At 34.7% G+C, this 19,216-nt stretch carries 18 protein-coding genes; all 18 read right to left on the bottom strand.

All coding sequences use genetic code 11. The features are described 5' to 3' along the window. Positions 1–219: 219 nt before the first annotated feature. Positions 220–762, bottom strand: coding sequence for a glycerol-3-phosphate responsive antiterminator (locus tag AQ616_RS09205; protein ID WP_017797666.1), 543 nt, complete (start codon positions 760–762; stop codon positions 220–222). Between the two features lie 10 nt (positions 763–772). Further along, positions 773–1,294: an acyltransferase gene (locus AQ616_RS09200; RefSeq protein ID WP_017797667.1), complete on the bottom strand. Its 522-nt coding sequence runs from the start codon at positions 1,292–1,294 to the stop codon at positions 773–775. Next, complete coding sequence (ppaX, locus tag AQ616_RS09195) at positions 1,287–1,931, bottom strand: pyrophosphatase PpaX (protein WP_017797668.1); 645 nt, start codon at positions 1,929–1,931, stop codon at positions 1,287–1,289. The genes AQ616_RS09200 and ppaX overlap by 8 nt, the downstream gene beginning before the upstream one ends. Next, on the bottom strand, positions 1,906–2,865 hold the full coding sequence (locus tag AQ616_RS09190) for a nucleoside recognition domain-containing protein (protein ID WP_017797669.1): 960 nt from the start codon (positions 2,863–2,865) through the stop codon (positions 1,906–1,908). The genes ppaX and AQ616_RS09190 overlap by 26 nt, the downstream gene beginning before the upstream one ends. A gap of 32 nt (positions 2,866–2,897) precedes the next feature. Then, a complete protein-coding gene (lgt, locus tag AQ616_RS09185) occupies positions 2,898–3,764 on the bottom strand; it encodes a prolipoprotein diacylglyceryl transferase (protein WP_069685605.1) in 867 nt (288 codons plus the stop codon). Between the two features lie 14 nt (positions 3,765–3,778). Further along, positions 3,779–4,711 (bottom strand): HPr(Ser) kinase/phosphatase, encoded by a 933-nt coding sequence (gene hprK / locus AQ616_RS09180; RefSeq protein ID WP_017797671.1) that lies wholly within the window; start codon positions 4,709–4,711, stop codon positions 3,779–3,781. A gap of 425 nt (positions 4,712–5,136) precedes the next feature. Continuing rightward, positions 5,137–5,493 (bottom strand): phage holin family protein, encoded by a 357-nt coding sequence (locus tag AQ616_RS09175; RefSeq protein ID WP_017797672.1) that lies wholly within the window; start codon positions 5,491–5,493, stop codon positions 5,137–5,139. Continuing rightward, positions 5,493–5,684, bottom strand: a complete 192-nt coding sequence (locus tag AQ616_RS09170; protein WP_017797673.1) for a PspC domain-containing protein — start codon at positions 5,682–5,684, stop codon at positions 5,493–5,495. The genes AQ616_RS09175 and AQ616_RS09170 overlap by 1 nt, the downstream gene beginning before the upstream one ends. 253 nt (positions 5,685–5,937) lie before the next feature. Continuing rightward, complete coding sequence (bshB2, locus tag AQ616_RS09165; RefSeq protein WP_069685604.1) at positions 5,938–6,609, bottom strand: bacillithiol biosynthesis deacetylase BshB2; 672 nt, start codon at positions 6,607–6,609, stop codon at positions 5,938–5,940. A gap of 19 nt (positions 6,610–6,628) precedes the next feature. After that, positions 6,629–6,979, bottom strand: coding sequence for a YojF family protein (locus AQ616_RS09160; RefSeq protein ID WP_069685603.1), 351 nt, complete (start codon positions 6,977–6,979; stop codon positions 6,629–6,631). Positions 6,980–7,114: 135 nt separating this feature from the next. Continuing rightward, positions 7,115–9,991 (bottom strand): excinuclease ABC subunit UvrA, encoded by a 2,877-nt coding sequence (gene uvrA / locus AQ616_RS09155; protein WP_069685602.1) that lies wholly within the window; start codon positions 9,989–9,991, stop codon positions 7,115–7,117. Positions 9,992–9,998: 7 nt separating this feature from the next. Continuing rightward, complete coding sequence (gene uvrB / locus AQ616_RS09150) at positions 9,999–11,981, bottom strand: excinuclease ABC subunit UvrB (protein WP_069685601.1); 1,983 nt, start codon at positions 11,979–11,981, stop codon at positions 9,999–10,001. 279 nt (positions 11,982–12,260) lie between these two features. Beyond that, entirely contained in the window at positions 12,261–13,451 is a 1,191-nt protein-coding gene (locus AQ616_RS09145; RefSeq protein ID WP_017797678.1) for a PDZ domain-containing protein, read from the bottom strand. Positions 13,452–13,863: 412 nt separating this feature from the next. Beyond that, on the bottom strand, positions 13,864–15,330 hold the full coding sequence (locus tag AQ616_RS09140; RefSeq protein WP_069685600.1) for a S41 family peptidase: 1,467 nt from the start codon (positions 15,328–15,330) through the stop codon (positions 13,864–13,866). Between the two features lie 274 nt (positions 15,331–15,604). Next, positions 15,605–16,987 carry a murein hydrolase activator EnvC family protein gene (locus AQ616_RS09135; RefSeq protein WP_017797680.1) on the bottom strand — a complete coding sequence of 461 codons (1,383 nt, stop codon included), beginning with the start codon at positions 16,985–16,987 and terminating at the stop codon, positions 15,605–15,607. A 38-nt stretch (positions 16,988–17,025) separates the two neighbouring features. Beyond that, positions 17,026–17,919, bottom strand: coding sequence for a permease-like cell division protein FtsX (ftsX, locus tag AQ616_RS09130; RefSeq protein WP_069685599.1), 894 nt, complete (start codon positions 17,917–17,919; stop codon positions 17,026–17,028). Further along, positions 17,909–18,595, bottom strand: a complete 687-nt coding sequence (gene ftsE / locus AQ616_RS09125) for a cell division ATP-binding protein FtsE (RefSeq protein ID WP_017797682.1) — start codon at positions 18,593–18,595, stop codon at positions 17,909–17,911. Before ftsE ends, ftsX begins: the two co-directional genes overlap by 11 nt. A gap of 236 nt (positions 18,596–18,831) precedes the next feature. After that, complete coding sequence (locus AQ616_RS09120) at positions 18,832–19,137, bottom strand: c-type cytochrome (protein ID WP_069685598.1); 306 nt, start codon at positions 19,135–19,137, stop codon at positions 18,832–18,834. Between the last annotated feature and the right edge of the window lie 79 nt (positions 19,138–19,216).

The raw sequence follows: 19,216 nt of genomic DNA, 5'->3' as shown, positions 1-19,216 counted from the left end.
TTGTAGTAATAAAAAAACCCACACTTCAATAACATACCCTAAATATTTGAGTACGATTGAAATGCAGGTCTCCTAGTCTCCACCACAAATTAACTTGTACCTAAATAGTACAAAATACTGAAAGCGTTGTCAACACTTTTTCCTATAAGAAATTCTTTCCAGTTCATCATTATTCGACAAAAGGCCCAACCGCATCAAAAGATAGTTGGACCTTTCCTTTTATTTCCATAATGTTGTATTTGAAGTAGATACCGCTATTGCTCCAGCTTCTATAGCGTTATTCACTTCTTCATTTTTTCGAATAAGGCCACCTGCAATAATTGGTATTTTTGTCTGTGTCCCTACTTGTTGAATTATATTCGGTATCAACCCCGGAAGTAATTCAATACAATGGGGTTGAAATTTACGAACTAATTTCATGTTTTGATCTAATGCAAGACTATCTAAAAGAAATATTCGCTGAATAGCGAGTAACTTATATTTTTTTGCTAAAGCAATAACATTCCCCCGAGTAGATAAAACACCATCTGGCTTCATTTCTCTATTTAAAAATTCCATTCCATATTCATCTGCTTTTAATCCCTGAATTAGATCAAAATGTACTAATACTTTCTTTCCGTTACGATGACTATATTCAATCAAGCTTTTTAACTGTACGAGTCTAGATTCTAGTATAACAATATACTCATGGTCTGTTTCTAACGCCTTATCGAAATCTTTCATCTGACGAACGGCTGGTAAAACTCCTTTAGGAAGTTCCATTATATACCACCTATTCTTCGTTAATAATATTATTATTTCTTTCTATCTCATCTTTCGTATATATAATCTTCATAGGATTTCCTCCAACAAAAGCTCCTGCTGGTACATCTTTATGTACTAATGTTGCCGCAGAGATAATTGCTCCATCGCCAATAGTTACACCAGGGAGAATGGTAGAATTCGCACCGATCATTACTTCATCACCAATGTGAACATCACCGAGGCGATATTCTTTTATAAGATACTCATGAGCTAGAATTGTTGTATTATACCCGATCACACAATTATTACCCACTTTTATTTTCTCGGGAAACATAATATCAGGCATTACCATTACAGCGAAGGAAGTGGTTTCTCCAATTTTCATATTTAATATATTTCTATATAACCAGTTTTTCACTTCCAGGAAAGGAGTATACCGCGCTATTTGAATCACTATAAAATTTCTTATGACCTTCCAAAACGGCACAGTATCATATATTTGCCATAACGAATTCGCACGTTTTACAGCATAACGCTCTGTTTTACGCACATGAATCACCTACTATTGATAAGATATCATTCATATCATTAATAAAATAATCTGGATGAAAACTTTTTAGATAGTTCGTATCTTTTAATGACCATTCTACTGCTACTGTTTGTACATTCGCTCTTTGACCCGATACAATATCATGATGATTGTCACCTACCATAAGCGTTTGCTCAGGGTTAGCATTTAGCTTTTGCATTGCCATCTGTACTGGTTCTGGATGCGGCTTAGCATGAGTTACATCATCATATGTTATGACCGTAGAGAAGAACTTAGATATACCTGTTAAATCAAGCCCCATTTGTACCGTATGACGCATTTTTGTACTTACTATCCCTAGAGATATATTTCTTCTCTTCAGTTCTTCTAAAGTTTCATATACATGAGGAAATGCTGTGACAAACTTATCATGTTCACGAATGTTATGCTCACGATAAGTTGAAATCATCTCGTCGGCTCTTGTTACATCAATTTTATTAAACGTATCTATAAGAGGTGGGCCATTAAACTTCAGTATTTCTTCATTACTAAAATTTAGATTATATTGTCTAAATGTATGCTCGAAGGAAGCAGTTATTAATGCATTTGTATCAATAAGCGTTCCATCAAGATCAAAGAGTATGGTACGAATGCTCATGAATCATTTCCTTTCTTTTCTTGTTGTCTCGTTTATTCCAGAAATAAGCAATGGTTATTGTTAGAATAATTGCTGTTAACAACCGAATAATGAGTAACGGCCATACAGGTATCCCCAGTGGAATAAATACCAGTGTATCTTCCACGACAGCATGACAAGACACGAGAAAAATTAATGCGAGAGACATATCCTTTTTAGATACATTATCTTCTTTCACAGCTTGAATCATTAATCCAGCTCCATACGCTAGACCAATGGTTAAACCTGCAACCATGGTCATGGAAGCACTCTTATCTATACCTAGCAAACGCATAAAAGGAGCCATCTTATTCGACATAGCATCTAACCAGCCGCGGTCACGCATCAATTGCATCACGATCATTAGGGGAATTACAATGCACGCTAACTGCACAATTGCAATTATTGCCGTTTGTGCACCATGCAATATAATTTCTCCCCACCCATTTGGAGCAGATTCAGAACCTGACACAAATCCATATTGCGCCATTTCTGATCCACCATTCCATACCAGGTTAATAATAAATGCAGAAAACAATGCTAAACCCACACGTACACCAACGATTATCCACCACTTTACACCCACACTTGTCGCAACCGCAGATTCAACAAATAAATTATGAGAGAAGGATAACATGATTGCTATAATAAATACTTCTTTAACTGTAAAGTCAAACGAAATAATGGCAGCAATACCTGCATAAAGATTTAATGCATTCCCTAAAACTAACGGCACCGCAGCTTCTCCTGACAAACCTAATAATCCCATCATTGGAGAAATAAGCTTTATAAACCAAGGTAAAACTGGAGTAAATTGAAGTATCGTAACAATTAATGTTATCGGGAAAATAATCTTCCCTAATTTCCATGTAGTATTAAGTCCTTCCCAAAACCCTCTTTGTAGCGTACCAGACATGTTATTCATCCCCTGACTAGTCGTGTTGGACTTTATTTTTTCTTTTTCTTATTTGTTTTTTTATTCTTCTTTTTGTTTTTTGGTGGTGCATCTAAATAACGCTCGCTAACGGTTTTACGGCGATAAATAATAAAAACAATAGACACAATGATAGTTAAGATTGAAATAAATTGTGCTGTACGAATTATATCGAACATATACAGACTATCGGTACGTAATCCTTCAATAAAGAATCTTCCAATTGAATACGTAATTGCATAGGTTAAGAATACTTCCCCTCGCACAGGATTGTACTTTCGTAAAAGCAATAATCCCACAAAAATTAATATATTCCATACCGATTCATATAAGAATGTCGGATGATACATTACACCATTAATAGTCATTTGGTTCATAATAAAATCAGGCAAATATTGATGAAAACTTTCATATGTAGCTTGTGAAATCGGTCCACCATGAGCTTCTTGGTTTACAAAGTTCCCCCATCTTCCAATCGCCTGTCCTAATATTAGACTTGGAGCAACAATATCAGCTATTTGCCAAAAAGAAACTTTTCTTACTCTAGCAAAAACAATCGCCGTTAGTACTCCTCCAATTATTGCTCCATGGATAGCAATTCCGCCTTCCCAAATTGCAAATACTTTCCACCAAGGACCATTAACATACTGATTAAACTCAAAAAATACATAGTAAATTCTTGCAAAGATTATTGCAATTGGAACGGCAAACATGACAAAATCTAACATTAAGTCTTTTGTTAACCCAAGACGATCTGCCTCTTTTGAAGCAAGGTAAATTGCTAATATCGCACCAAATGCAATAATTATGCCATACCAATATATCGAAATGGGGCCAATTTCAATGAATACTCTATCGATTGGTGCTGCAGTATGTAGCATATTTTAATCCTCCTTTATTCAAGTTCTCCTTTTTCAATCATTGTAGACAATCTTTCTGAAAATTCTTCTGCTGTATTCACTCCCATTCGTTTTAATCGGAAGTTCATTGCAGCTACTTCTATTATTACTGCAAGGTTTCTTCCAGGACGAACAGGTATGGTTGCTTTTGGTAAATGCACATCCATGATTTTCATCATATCTTCATCCAAACCAAGACGATCATATTGTTTTTTCTCATCCCAATTCTCGAGATTAATAACTAAAGAAATTCGCTTCTTACTGCGTACAGATCCAGCTCCAAATAGGGTCATTACGTTAATAATACCAAGACCTCTGATCTCTAATAAATGCTCAATTAAGGGAGGAGCATTTCCAATTAGGCTATCATAATCTTCTTGCCGAATCTCTACATTGTCATCTGCGACTAATCGATGGCCTCTTTTAACTAGTTCTAAAGCTGTTTCACTTTTACCTACTCCACTTTGACCAATAATTAACACACCAACTCCATAGATATCTACGAGAACTCCATGTATAGCAGTAAATGGAGCAAACTTTGATTCTAAATAGTTGGTTAATCGGCTAATAACACGAGTAGTTTTTCTAGGAGATTGAAGAATAGGTACACCAGATTTCTCAGATGCTTCTTTCAATTCTTCAGGGATATCCATTCCTCTAGAAACAACTATCCCCGGAGTGATATCAGTACATAACCGTTCAGCACGATCTCTTCTTTGAGCCGAACTTAAATCTAGAAAATAAGCCATTTCTGTTTTACCAATAAGTTGCAAGCGTTCTTTAGGGTAATATCTAAAATAGCCAGTCATCTCTATTCCTGGTCTAGAAATATCACTTGTTATAATTTCACGTTGTATTCCATCTTCTCCTGATACTAAAGTCAGGTTAAAATTATTCAATAAATCTTGTGTACGGACCACCGCTACCATAATTGCAGCTCCTTCCATTGCTTGTTAACTGAATACCATTTTAGCATAGTCAAACAAAAAAACGTAGACAAGAGTCTACGTTTCCAATAGTTTATATGAATTATTTCATCTAAGTAAAGAAAACCCGCTTATTCTGCCCACAGAAAGTTAATATTTCTTCAAGGAACTGAGACAAACAAAAGGAAGATAGCTAAATTAGCGTAAGAAATATACGGAGACTCCTTGAAAATCAAAAATCGATTTTCTGCTTGCGATGCAATGGTGTCGATGCCTCCCATGTCCTGTGGGAGTGAGGCATAGTTGAGACCCCCAATGCATAAGCATCCGGAGGCTCACCAGCCACCGATGGATAAGCGGAGTATATTTCTGAAGCGGGATTTCAAACCCTATTGCGTAAATACTTTTGTCTCTCCATCGTCCCAAAATTATCGAACGGAGTCTCTTACTAAACTATTTAAAATCATTGTAATTAAGGAAATAATAATCGAAGCAATAATAGCAATTCCAAAACCATCAATCACAAATGAAGAACCTATCAACGCTTGAGTTATCATTAACGTAATCGCATTAATCACTATTAAAAACAATCCAAAGGTAACTATTGTTATAGGTAACGTTAAAATCACTAAAATTGGCTTCACAATTATATTTAAAATAGCTAATATAAAACTTGCTAAAACAGCTGTGCCAAATCCTTCTAAATGAAACGAGTCAAATAATTGAGCAACAGCTATTAATGCAACAGCATTTAAAATTAACGAAACAATCCATCTAATAATCATTAATAGATATCCTCTTTAGGCATAATCATCGCAACAGCGATATAAATTAGCGAAAGTGTAAAGAAACTAGGAATAAGTAAAATAATAAAGCCAATACGTAAAATCGTGGAATCAATATTAAAATAATTTCCTAATCCTCCAAATACACCCGCTACATACTTATCTGAATCTGAACGAAATATCTTTTTCATGTTATACCTCCTACTCACTTATATTTATACATATACCCGTTTTTTCTATTTATATATACGTAAAAAGAGGTATAAAGTTTCATTTTTGATTATTAATAAATTTCATAATAAGATATTTTATATAAAATCCAAATGTTGATCTCTTTGATTTCCATTTAAATCGGTTTTTCCCAACAGGACTGGTTTCCAACTAACCAGGGAAAGAAAAATTCTTTCCGTTTTTAAAATGGAATTTTGCAATTATGAAATTGACTTATTTATCAAATTGCCAAATATAGAATCTTTCCTTACCAAAGTTTGCTACAATTTCTCTACGCTCTTGCTCATCTAATTCATCCAACATTTTAAATTTGCCAAACATCCCTGCTACTTGAGTGTCATGAGATAAAATAGCTTCTAACTTTTTCCCAAAAAATTCATTAACATCTGTTATCACATCTGGACTCCCTAGATCCAACTCATAATCATTGGAAATAGCTTGAGCCCATACAGTTGGACGTTCATTAGGATCCATTAAACGAACTGCCTCTATGGCCGCTGCCCCGAGCGCATTATGATCAGGATGAACAGCATAATCAGGATAATGCGTGATCACAAGTGTTGGACGAATATCTTCTAATATTCCTTTTAAACGTTCGGCTACTTCTGTTCGATCTTCGAATTCGATTGTTTTATCACGATATCCTAGCATTTGTAAATCTACATCTAAAGCATCACATGCCTTGATTAATTCACTTTTTCTTATTTCTGGTAATGTTTCTCGATTTGCAAATGTAGGATTTCCCATATTTCTTCCCATTTGGCCTAATGTTCCACAAAGATACGTAACTGGAATACCTTCAGAACGGAACTTAGCCATTGAACCAGCCGCTCCAAATGACTCATCATCTGGATGTGGATAAATTACAACAACATGCTTCTCCATTATTTTCACCTATCTTTCTTTAATTATGAAATGGATTTTCACTAATTTCTAATGCAACCATCAATCTACCTTCTCGATCATGGCCAGCTAATAGTAATTGTTCTTCGTGAATGGTCCAATCGGTAAGCCCTTCGGCATATACCCAGCCAATTCTTGTTTTTAATCCTACACGATACGACTTTCCATCCCCAACAATTTTAGCTTGCTCATATATAACTTTAGCATTTCGTATGTATGCCCCAACATTATATGCTTTATCGTCAAAATGACTTGCATAAGCTCCATTTGTTGTTTCAAGGTGAATATATACTTCTTTGTTTACATACTGATCCAGTAAACCCTGAATATGATTTATTTCAATTGGTTTCATATTTCTAGCCTCCAATTCATCTCAACATTTACTCTATCGAAATGATCATTTTACGTCAATCAGATAGCTTAGCATCTTTATCATGATAAGAAAAGAAAACAGGTAGCAATTTAATACTACCTGTCTTTTCAAGACTTATGATTTTGATACAGTCTTTGCTTCAAGAATTTCTTTCATCCTCTGTCTATCCCTATCTAAAACTGGACTTAGATATTTTCCTGTGTACGAAACATCTTGTTGCTCAGCAATTTGTTCAGGTGTACCAGTAGCAATAATTTGCCCACCACGATCGCCACCTTCTGGCCCCAAATCAATGATATGATCAGCACTTTTAATAACATCTAAATTATGTTCTATGATAAGTACTGAGTCACCATTATCTGCTATTCGTTGTAAGACAGTGAGCAATCTACGAATATCATCTACATGTAGTCCAGTTGTTGGTTCATCTAAAATATAAAAGGACTTACCACTAGAACGTTTGTGCAATTCACTTGCTAATTTAACACGTTGCGCTTCTCCCCCTGAAAGGGTAGTTGCTGGTTGACCAAGTTTTACATATCCTAAACCAACATCATATATCGTTTGTAACTTACGTTTAATCTTTGGAATTGCCGTAAAGAATTCCAATGCTTCTTCAATTCGTAAATCGAGAACTTCAGAGATATTTTTTCCTTTGTACTTAACTTCTAAGGTTTCACGGTTATAGCGAGCCCCACCACAAACTTCACAAGGAACATAAACGTCCGGCAAGAAGTGCATCTCAATTTTTAAAATACCGTCACCTCGACAAGCTTCACATCTTCCGCCTTTCACATTGAAACTGAATCTACCTTTTTTATATCCTCTTACTTTTGCTTCGTTGGTCTGTGCAAAAACATCACGAATATCATCAAACACTCCAGTATAGGTAGCAGGATTAGAACGAGGTGTACGTCCAATTGGTGATTGATCAATATCAATCACTTTATCTATATGTTCAATTCCTTTTATTTTCTTATGCTTACCCGGTTTTACTTTCCCTTTATATAATGACTTTGCTAAAGATTTATAGACAATTTCATTGACCAACGTACTCTTCCCTGATCCAGAGACCCCAGTCACTACTGTCATTAATCCAATCGGAATTTTTGCTGATACATTTTTTAGATTATTCTCAGAAGCTCCCATTACTTCTATCTTGCGTTTATCTGCTTTTCTTCGTTTTGTAGGTAATGGAATATATTCTTTTCCAGATAAATATTTACCAGTTAGAGACTGTTCATTATTCATCACGTTTTTGGGTGTATCACTTGCTACAATTTCTCCACCATGCTCGCCTGCTCCAGGTCCTATATCTACTAGCCAGTCTGCTGCAAGCATAGTATCTTCATCATGCTCGACTACAATTAATGTATTATCTAAATCTCTCATTCGTTTTAATGTATCAATTAATCGGTCATTATCACGTTGATGCAAACCAATCGACGGTTCATCAAGCACATAGAGCACACCCGTTAATGCAGAGCCAATTTGTGTTGCTAATCGAATACGTTGTGCTTCACCACCAGATAAAGTTCCCGCCGTTCTTGATAATGTTAAATAATCAAGTCCTACGTTATTAAGAAATTCCAAACGATTATCAATTTCCTTCAAAATTAATCTAGCTATCTGTTGTTCTTTTTCAGTAAGATTGAGTTGTTGGAAAAGTTGTATTGATTCTGCTATAGAAAAGTCGGTTACATTACTGATATGTTTTCCATTAATTAATACTGCTAAGGCTTCCTTCTTCAAGCGGTGTCCTTTACAAGTAGGACAGTTTTTTTGAGCCATATACTTTTCTAATGTCTCTCGTATAAAATCAGAACTCGTTTCTCTATAACGTCTTGCTACATTCTTTAAAACACCTTCGAATGGTGATTCTGATCTCCTTATACTTCCAAAATCATTTTCATATTCAAATTTTATCTTTTCTTTGCCACTTCCTTGTAAAATGATATCCATTTGTTGCTGTGGAATTTCCTTTACTGGGATATCCATATCAATACCAAAATGATTACAAACACTTTTTAATAATTGTGGGTAATATTGAGAACTAATTGGTTCCCACGGTGCAATTGCATTTTCATTTAATGTTTTATCCCAATCTGGAATGACAAGGTCGATATCAACTTCTAATTTTGTACCTAAGCCATCACAACTTGGACAAGCACCAAATGGGCTATTAAAAGAAAACAGTCTTGGCTCTAGTTCGCCAATGGAAAAACCACAAATGGGGCATGCGTGATTCTCACTGAAGGTCAATTCTTCCTCACCAATGACATCGACTATAATATTACCTTCTCCAAGCTTTAATGCAGTTTCAATAGAATCACTTAATCTCGAAGCCACACCGTCTTTTACTACAATACGATCAATTACTACTTCAATCGAATGCTTCTTATTTTTTTCCAATTGAATATCATCTGTTACTTCTCTCATTTCATTATCTACACGAATTCGTACATAACCTTCTTGTTTTAAGTTTTCTAAGATTTTTACATGCTCACCTTTTCTTCCTGATACAACTGGCGCAAGAATTTGAAGTTTTGTACGATCCGGATACTCTAATATCCGATCAACCATTTGTTGGACAGTCTGTGAACTGATTTCAATACCATGATTGGGACATGTCGGCCTACCAATTCTTGCATATAACAGACGTAAATAATCATAAATTTCTGTAACTGTCCCAACCGTTGATCTTGGATTTTTACTTGTTGTTTTTTGATCAATAGATATTGCTGGAGATAGTCCTTCAATAACATCTACATCCGGTTTATCCATTTGTCCTAAAAATTGACGTGCATAGGAAGATAAGGATTCTACATATCTACGTTGACCTTCTGCATATATGGTATCAAATGCAAGAGAAGACTTACCTGAACCCGATAACCCTGTTAATACCACTAATTTATTTTTAGGAATATTGATATCGATATCCTTTAAATTATGTGTTCGTGCTCCTTGAATTTTTATAGACTTACTTGGCATTCCTAAATCATCCTTCCGCTTTTAGTTCCAAAATGACATCTCGTAATTCTGCTGCTTTCTCGAAGTCAAGATCTTTTGCTGCTTGCTTCATCTCTTTCTCCATTTGTTCAATTACTTTTTCTTTCTCTTTTTTCGTCATTTTGTTAATCTGTTTCGTTTTCGGTTCATATGATTCTGTTTCTTCTGCTGCGGTCGTTGCTTTAATAACATCTCGAACATCTTTTCGAATCGTTTTAGGAGTAATGCCATGTTGTTCATTATATTCTGTTTGTATTGCTCGACGTCGATTTGTCTCATCAATTGCTTTTTTCATTGAGTCCGTTATTTTGTCAGCATACATAATTACTTTTCCATTTTCATTACGTGCAGCACGACCCATGGTTTGAATCAGAGATCGTTCTGAACGTAAAAATCCTTCTTTATCAGCATCTAAGATGGTAACAAGAGAAACTTCAGGTATATCTAGTCCTTCTCTTAACAAATTAATACCTACTAAAACATCAAATTTCCCGACTCGTAAATCACGTATTACTTCTATACGTTCTAATGTTTTAATCTCGGAGTGCAAGTAAGCAACTTTCATACCTATTTCTTTTAAATAATCGGTTAAATCCTCCGACATTTTCTTTGTTAATGTCGTGATTAATACACGTTCATTTTTTTCCATTCGGATCCGTATTTCCTCTATAAGATCATCAATTTGACCTTCAATTGGACGCACCTCAACTACTGGATCTAATAATCCTGTAGGTCGAATAATTTGTTCTGTCATTTCAGGAGTATGTTCAAGTTCATATGGTCCAGGAGTCGCAGACACATAAACCAACTGTTTTGTTTTATCTTCAAACTCTTGAAATCGAAGTGGGCGATTATCCATCGCAGACGGTAATCGAAAACCATGATCTACAAGCACTTGTTTACGCGCTTGATCCCCATTGAACATTCCACGAATCTGTGGAAGAGTTACGTGCGATTCATCAATAATTACTAAGAAATCCTCTGGAAAGAAATCCAATAATGTATATGGAATCGCTCCAGGTCCACGGAGTGTTAGGTGACGTGAATAATTCTCAATTCCTGAACAGAACCCCATTTCTCGCATCATTTCTAAATCATAATTGGTTCGTTGCTCTAATCGTTGTGCTTCTAATAATTTTCCTTTATCACGCATTTCTTTTAGTTGTTCTTCAAGTTCTTTTTCTATATTTTGAATAGCGATTTTCATTTTTTCTTCTCTCGTAACAAAGTGAGAAGCTGGAAAAATAGCTACATGTTCTCGATCACCGATTATTTCACCGGTTAGCGCATCAACTTCACGTATACGATCAATTTCATCACCAAAGAATTCTACACGAATACAATACTCTTCATGAGAAGCTGGAATGATCTCGACTGAATCACCGCGAACTCGAAATGTACCCCGTTGGAAATTAATATCATTTCTCGCATATTGAACTTCTACTAAATCACGAAGTAATTGGTCACGATCTTTCTCCATTCCCATCCTTAATGACAACACTTGACTTTTATATTCTTCCGGATTACCTAAACCGTAAATACAAGAAACACTTGCTACAATTAATACATCTTCTCTTTCAAATAATGCAGACGTTGCAGAATGTCGTAATTTATCAATTTCATCATTGATACTCGCATCTTTTTCAATAAATGTATCTGTAGACGGTACATATGCCTCTGGCTGATAATAATCATAGTAGCTAACAAAGTATTCTACAGCATTATTTGGAAAAAACTCTTTAAACTCACTGTACAACTGTCCAGCTAATGTTTTGTTATGCGCAATTACTAGTGTCGGACGGTTTATCTCTTTTACAACATTGGACATGGTAAATGTCTTCCCAGTACCTGTAGCACCAAGCAATGTTTGATGACGTTGACCAGCCAGTACTTTTTCCGTTATCTCTTTTATAGCATTTGGTTGATCACCAGCTGGGTCATAAGCAGATACTAATTCAAATTTCTCCTTCACAACAATGCCTCCGTTCTTTTCGAGCTAATATCTATTATATCTCTTTATAAAAAAACGAACAAGTATTCGTTTTTTTATATTATCTTATCTTTTATTCTACCCATTTAAGCATAATGGAAATCATATCATACCAATTGAGTTGTATGAATTCTTAAGCTTGAACAAGGAAGTGTATTGTTATATAAAATTAAAACGAACAATACTTCAGATATATTTACATATACCTTCCAATTATTGTTCGTCATACTAGTCATATTTTTATTGCTCTACTTTCCTCAGTTAGCCAGTTTGCTTTTGTTTCTGTTTAAAAGGTTCCTTAGGAAATAATAACCCTAAAGCATGATGCTCTCCTTCATATAGAGATCCTTGAACAAGTCTAATTTCTTTATGATAATCAATAATTTCTAGTTTAATAAATGCACCATTACCTTGAAGTGCTTCATAAAAACTCTGACTATTTGTTACCTTTCGGCCGTTTACCCGATAGATAGATTCACCAGGAGATATTTCAAGTCTATTTGCTGGACTGTTAGGTAAAACCCCCACCACACGTAGTCCTTGATCATGTGGCTGATAATAAGGACGACGAAGTCTATCTCCCTCTCTATAGCGATAATTTAAATATTCTTTACCTATAATAGCTAAAATGACTGAAGTCAGTGATAAATAAGGCACAAATATACCTGCTACAGCAACCATTAATATAACAATAGCTAACATATAATTAGCTTTTGAAACTTTCTTTATCGCATCCAAATGATAATGACCTTTTGCAGTATAATCAAATCCAATTATAAAGGGAACAAAAGCTAGTCCTAGTGATGTTTCACCAATAGATAAATAAGGCCACCAGGGTGCAAAAGAAGTAATAAGTCCTTCTGGAACTAATACAAGTAGCGGAATCAAAGCTAATCTTTTTACTTGATGTTGGCCTACCCATATTCCCCTGTCACTAAGGGAAATCCGCGGAAATGTTGATTGTTTTTGAATTCGTTGGATTATGATCGATTCTACAATTAGTAGCAAAGCACCTATTACTGCTAATGATTTAAAACTTAACCCATAATCAAAATTATAATTAACCTGACTTTGCATTTCTAATAGAGGGGGAATAACTAATAACAGTAAAAATGTCAATCCAATAATATAACTGGGTGACAATAGTGTGAATTTTGTACTAATACTAAGTATAATTGTAACTATTGCTAATAATACTAATACCTCATAAGAAAATACCATACCTGTGCCAACTGCAATTACTGATAGAACTAATCCTGTGATTAAAGAAACAACGAACGTTCCCTTCCACTCGATAAATTTCTGGTATACTTTTATTCCAAAGTCCTGTCTCTCCCTTTTTATGCGGAAATAACTAGCTACTGTCAAAATAAACATAAACCAATACAATGTCGGATTTAGAAAAAATCTGCCGACTGCTTTCGCTCCTTCTAACAACCAAGACTCAACCATTCTGTCACCTACTTTACTATGCCTAATCAAAATGTCTATATAAAAATATTCGATTCTTCTATCGTTTTTCCTGCTTTTTTGTAAAAGAAATAGGAAAAGAGATTGGGACAAGTATTTACTCAAAAGATAAATCCGAATGAATCGCTTTTAATTACCCGCTTCAGAAATATACTCGTGTTCTCGTAGGAGACTAATGGGCGCCTTGGATTTCTCATGCATCAGGGACTACCCTTTGACTTTCTTCCCAAAGAACTATCGAAATATGTCTTACGCTCATTCTACTTATCATCCGTCTCTAGATAAATACTTTTTATTATGTCCCAACCTCTTTATCCTAAGAATCTATCAGAGTGAGTAGTTGTATGTTTACTTCACTCAAAGACTTAAATCTTTTACTGATGAAAATCTCTGTTTATTGATACAATTCTTCTAATGATGTATCCAGTTGTTGATCATCTTCACCGTTTCTTATTTTTTCAACGAGTTGTGATTCAATTAAGCCTCCTGTTTCGGTATCTACTTCCCCAGTAGCTTCTAAATCATTATCTGCTTGAAAATCTTTCACTGCTTTCTCTGTCTGGTCATCAAAATATCCATCGGTGCGTCCAGTATCATAACCTAATCCAGAAAGCATTACTTGCATATTAGCAATTTCCTCACTAGTCTCATCCATAGAAAATGGTTCTTCTACTTGAATTGGAATAGAATAGTAATATTCTGGTTGTTTTTCTTCAATAGTAGGCTCTACTCCTTCTTCATTTATCCATTCACCTTTAGGTGAAAGCCATTTTAACGTTGTTAACTTAATAGAACTTCCATCTCCCATTGGCACGGCTTGTTGAACTGTACCTTTACCATAGCTTGATTCACCAACAATATCATATCCAAGATCCTTCATTGCAACCGCAAGAATCTCAGAAGCTGACGCACTTCCTTCATCAATCAGAACACTAATTGGATAATCTTTTTTCGCTTCTAATTCAGAATAAACTTCCTCAACTTGCCCTTCTCCATCCTCAATTTGTAGAATCGGGAGATCTTTTGGCACTAAATGTTTAAGAATATCTTCTGCTACATTTAAAAGTCCACCTGGATTACCACGAACATCAATAACTAATCCTTCTACTTCTTGATTCTCTAATTCATTTAATTGTTGATCAAATTCTTCTCCCGTTTTCTCAGAAAAATTAGTGATCTCGATTATTCCAGTTAATTTTCCATCTACTTCTTTTGTTTCACTATATACCGTTTCTACTGGAATCGTATCTCGAACGATTGTTACTTCAAATGGTTCTGTTACACCTGCCCTTTGTATCTCTAATACAACTTCTGAACCCTTTTCACCTCTAATTTGCGCTACAGCTTCATTTAAATTTAACCCATCTAAACTTTCACCATCTACCGTTAATACTTGATCATTTGGTCGCAGGCCAGCCTCTTCTGCTGGGGAACCTTTCATCGGTGATACAATAGTAACATTTCCGTTCACCATACTTACTTCTGCTCCAATTCCTTCAAATGAAGATTCGATTTGTTCATTAAATTGTTGCATCATCTCAACATCTAAGTAAGATGTATGCTGATCGTCTAAGGTTGCTAACATCCCTTCAATAGCACCTTCGACTAATTGTTTATCTTCTACATCCTCTAAGTAATTTTCTTTAATAATATCGTATGCTTGAGAAACTTTGTTTAAATCCCCCGTCAATTCAGACTGTTCATTACTTTCATCTTCATTCGATGATGAATTCTCAACAGTCGATTGTAGTGTTTGTTGATTATTATCTTGTGCTAATTGAATTCCTGCATATGCACCAATGAATCCTAATAATAATGCACCTACAAATATAAGCACTATTTGTTTTTTATTAAGCTTCATGTCTCCACCTCTTAGTTATTAGTACAAGCCATTGCTTGCTTCTATATTTAATAATTATTCAGATATGAAAATACTTCAATAAGAAAAGGATACCATGTTAAGAATTGAATGACTATGGATTTGTTCATAAAAATTCTAATGTATTCTTAATGCTAAATTTAAAATTATGTTCCAACTTCTTTTTTAAGATTAATTCTATAATCAAGAGACCGAATTATAATCCGTTATTTGCGAATTATAATTCGGTCTCTTATTTGCATATTTTAATATACTACTAATTAATATAATTAAATGGATCTACTGGATTTTTATAGCCACCTGGATGAATTTCAAAATGAAGATGTACACCAGTTGAGTTACCAGTATTCCCCATTACTCCAATCTTGTCACCTTGTGATACAGTTTGTCCTGTTGAAACTGACATACTGTTTAAATGTGCATAAAGTGTAGTAAAGGTTTGGCCATTCACATGATGTGTAATCATTACTGTATTACCATAACCACTTAATACGCCAGCTTGATATACAACTCCATCAGCAGAAGCCATAATATTACGGTCTCCAGCATTAGAAGCTCCAAAATCTGTACCAGTATGCGGTCTTAATTCATTAAAGATTGGATGCATCCGGTTTGGGTTAAATCCAGAGGTAACCGGTCCAGTAGTTGGACGGATAAAATCTCCGCTAGGAACAGAACTGCTTCCTCCTGCTGATGCTGTTGAATTACTACCTTGATTCGATGTATTTTGTTTTTCTTTCTCTTTTTTCTGCATGTTAGCTTTTTTTTCTTGAGCTAATTTAATAGCTTGTTCTTTAGCAGCAGCTTCATCAGAAATTAGTTGTTGTTCCTCTTCAGCTGAAAGCTTAATCTCTTCTAGCTCTTCGTGTTCATCAACTAGCTCTGCCATTAGTGTTTCTTTTTCAGCAATTTGATTATTTAATTGATCTTTTAACGCTAGTAATTCATCGTGCTGTCCTTCAAGAGATTTCTTCTTATCTTCAACCGCCAGCTTTTTCTCTTCTATCTCACCTTTACTAGCTACAACTTCTTTTTTATTTTCTTCTAGAGCTTGTTTATCTCTTTCTTGTTCTTCCATTATTTCTTTATCTTGATCCATAATAGTATTTACTGCAGTACTTCGAGAAATAAAGTCTCCAAAACTAGATGCACCAAAAATCACTTCTAAATATTTAATATCTCCACCATTTTGTTGAATAGAAAGTAGGCGATTCTTTAATAACTCGTCCCGCTTCTCAATCCGTTCTTTTAAGAGTTTAATTTCTTCCTCTAGTTCTTTAATTCGTTCTTTTAATTCTTCAACTTTTTCTGTAAGACTATTAATCTCATCATTTGTTTCATCAATTTCTGTTTGTTTCGTTTCAATTTGTTTTTGCGTGTCCTCTAATTCAGAGTCAATGTTATTGATTTCAGACTCTACTGAGTTTTGCTCTTGTTTATTTTCTTCCATTTTACTCTCGGTATCTTTCTTAGAGTCCTCAATATTCTTTCGTTCTTTCTCTAAATTCGATTTTTCTTTTTCAAGATCTTCAATTTGTTTTTGAACATCATCTGCAGATTCAGCAGAAACTTTTAAATTAGGTCCAAACACCGTTAATGTTAATAAAGTAATAACTAGAATGGAAGTTATCTTTTTCAATCATATTTCCCCCTCTGCATGGATTCCTTAACCTTTTATTATACTTTTAAGAACTTACGAACACTCATTACGCTACCCCATACACCAATTACCGCACCAATTAGTAGTACCATTCCAGCTAGTTGCCAAGCAAATGGATTAAATGGTAGTAACTCAACAAATGGAATTGTTATAGCGTCATTAAAATTACTATATATATAATAGTAACCACTTAATATGACCGTGATTGGTATTACTGAACCAAGTATCCCAAGTAAAGCTCCCTCAATAAAGAAAGGCCAACGAATAAAGCTATTCTTAGCACCTACTAGTTTTTGAATACCGATTTCGGTACTACGTGCAATAATCGTGATTTTAATAGTATTTGAGATTAGGAAGATTGCAGTAAATACAAGAGCTATAATCAACCCTAATCCAATTGTTCTAGCATAATTATTAAACTCGAATAATTTTTGTATTACATCTTGTCCATAAAGAACATCATCTACATAGTTTAAAGATTTAATTTGAGAAGCAATTTGTTCTGTTTGTTCGGGATTTGTTGGATCAACATAGTATGTATGATGCAGTGGGTTATCTTGTTCAAACATTCCCCAAGCTTGGCCTTCTTCTCCCATACTATCCATCAACTTCGTTAGTTCATCATCTCTTGAGGAAAATTGAACTTTTTCAATACCTTCTATTTGTTCTAATTCTTCCCCTAACTCAACTATCTGTTCTTCATCCGCAGTACGGTCTATAATAGTACTAATTTGAACATCTTCTTCGATGTTGGTTGCCATTTGATTTAAATTTAACACTAGTGCTAAAAATACAGCTACAAGTATTAGCGTTGTGGTAACAGCTGCTACTGATGCAAAAGTCATCCAGCCATTTCTGAATATATTTTTTATTCCTTCACGAATATGTCTCATTAAAGTTCTAAACTTCATAGCCGTAATCACCTCGTTGCTCGTCTCTCGCAATGACACCATCCTCAAACGCAATAACTCGTTTTTTCTTCCTGTCTACGATATCTTTACTATGCGTCGCCATGATGATAGTAGTGCCTCTATCATTTATTTCTTCAAAGAGTTCCATAATTCCCCATGAAGTTTCGGGATCTAAATTACCTGTAGGTTCATCGGCAATAACAATTCTAGGTTTATTCACAATTGCTCTCGCTATAGAAACACGTTGTTGTTCTCCACCAGAGAGTTCTGACGGTATCATTCTAGCTTTATTCTTTAAACCTACCATTTCTAGAACATCCATAACCTGCTTTCGAATCACTTTAGGCGATTCTTCAATTACCTCCAATGCAAAAGCAACATTCTCATACGCAGTCAATTTTGGTAGTAATTTAAAATCTTGGAAAATTACTCCAATATCTCTTCGCAAAAAAGGAACATGCTTTTCTTTCAAATCACTTAAATCTTTTTCACCTATTATAATTTTCCCTTTGGAGGGTTTCTCTTCTCGATACATTAACTTAATAAATGTTGACTTACCTGCCCCACTGGGACCAACTATGTATACAAATTCACCTTGATCGATATTTATATTAATACCATTTAACGCAGTTACACCATTTTTGTATGTTTTATATATATCTTGCATTAATATCATTGGAATACTCACCTTTATCGTTTTTGTTAAGCAAAAGCTAGTTCATTTGTAACTAATAACTAGCAGAATACTAATTAATTATAACATTTATCTACAAAATTTTTAGGACAATAATATTACATTTTCATTTCAATTCGACATATTATGTAACAATTATACAAAAAAACAGACCACTTTCCCGATAATGATCGGTTGAATGATCTGAAATACCTATTACTTATATTTATAGTTATTGTTTATTGTTCAGAAAGCCAGTTTGTTAATTCTTCTAAGTTCTGACCTTCGACATTCATAGGCGGCATACTTCCCTTACCTTCTGTAACGATTTTAGCTATCTCATCTTGAGAATATTTCGAACCAACATCAACTAGAGCTGGGCCTCCTCTACCCGACAAATCATTTGCATGACAAGACGCACAATTATTCCGGTAGACTTCTTCACCAGGATCTAGATTCTCAGTAGCAGTATCATTATCTGCATTACCACATGCTCCTAAAGCAATTACAACTCCTAACAGCATTGTAACTAGCCACTTCTTCATATAACTCCCTCTTTTCAACAATTATGTATAGTTTCATTATAGCCTTTTTGTAATATAAAAAAACTAGTTAATTCTTATT

It is taken from the genome of Oceanobacillus sp. E9, from assembly GCF_001741975.1.
Lineage (GTDB): Bacteria > Bacillota > Bacilli > Bacillales > Amphibacillaceae > Oceanobacillus > Oceanobacillus kimchii.
Note: the sequence above shows the minus strand (reverse complement) of the source record. Positions and strands in the feature narration are given on the sequence as shown.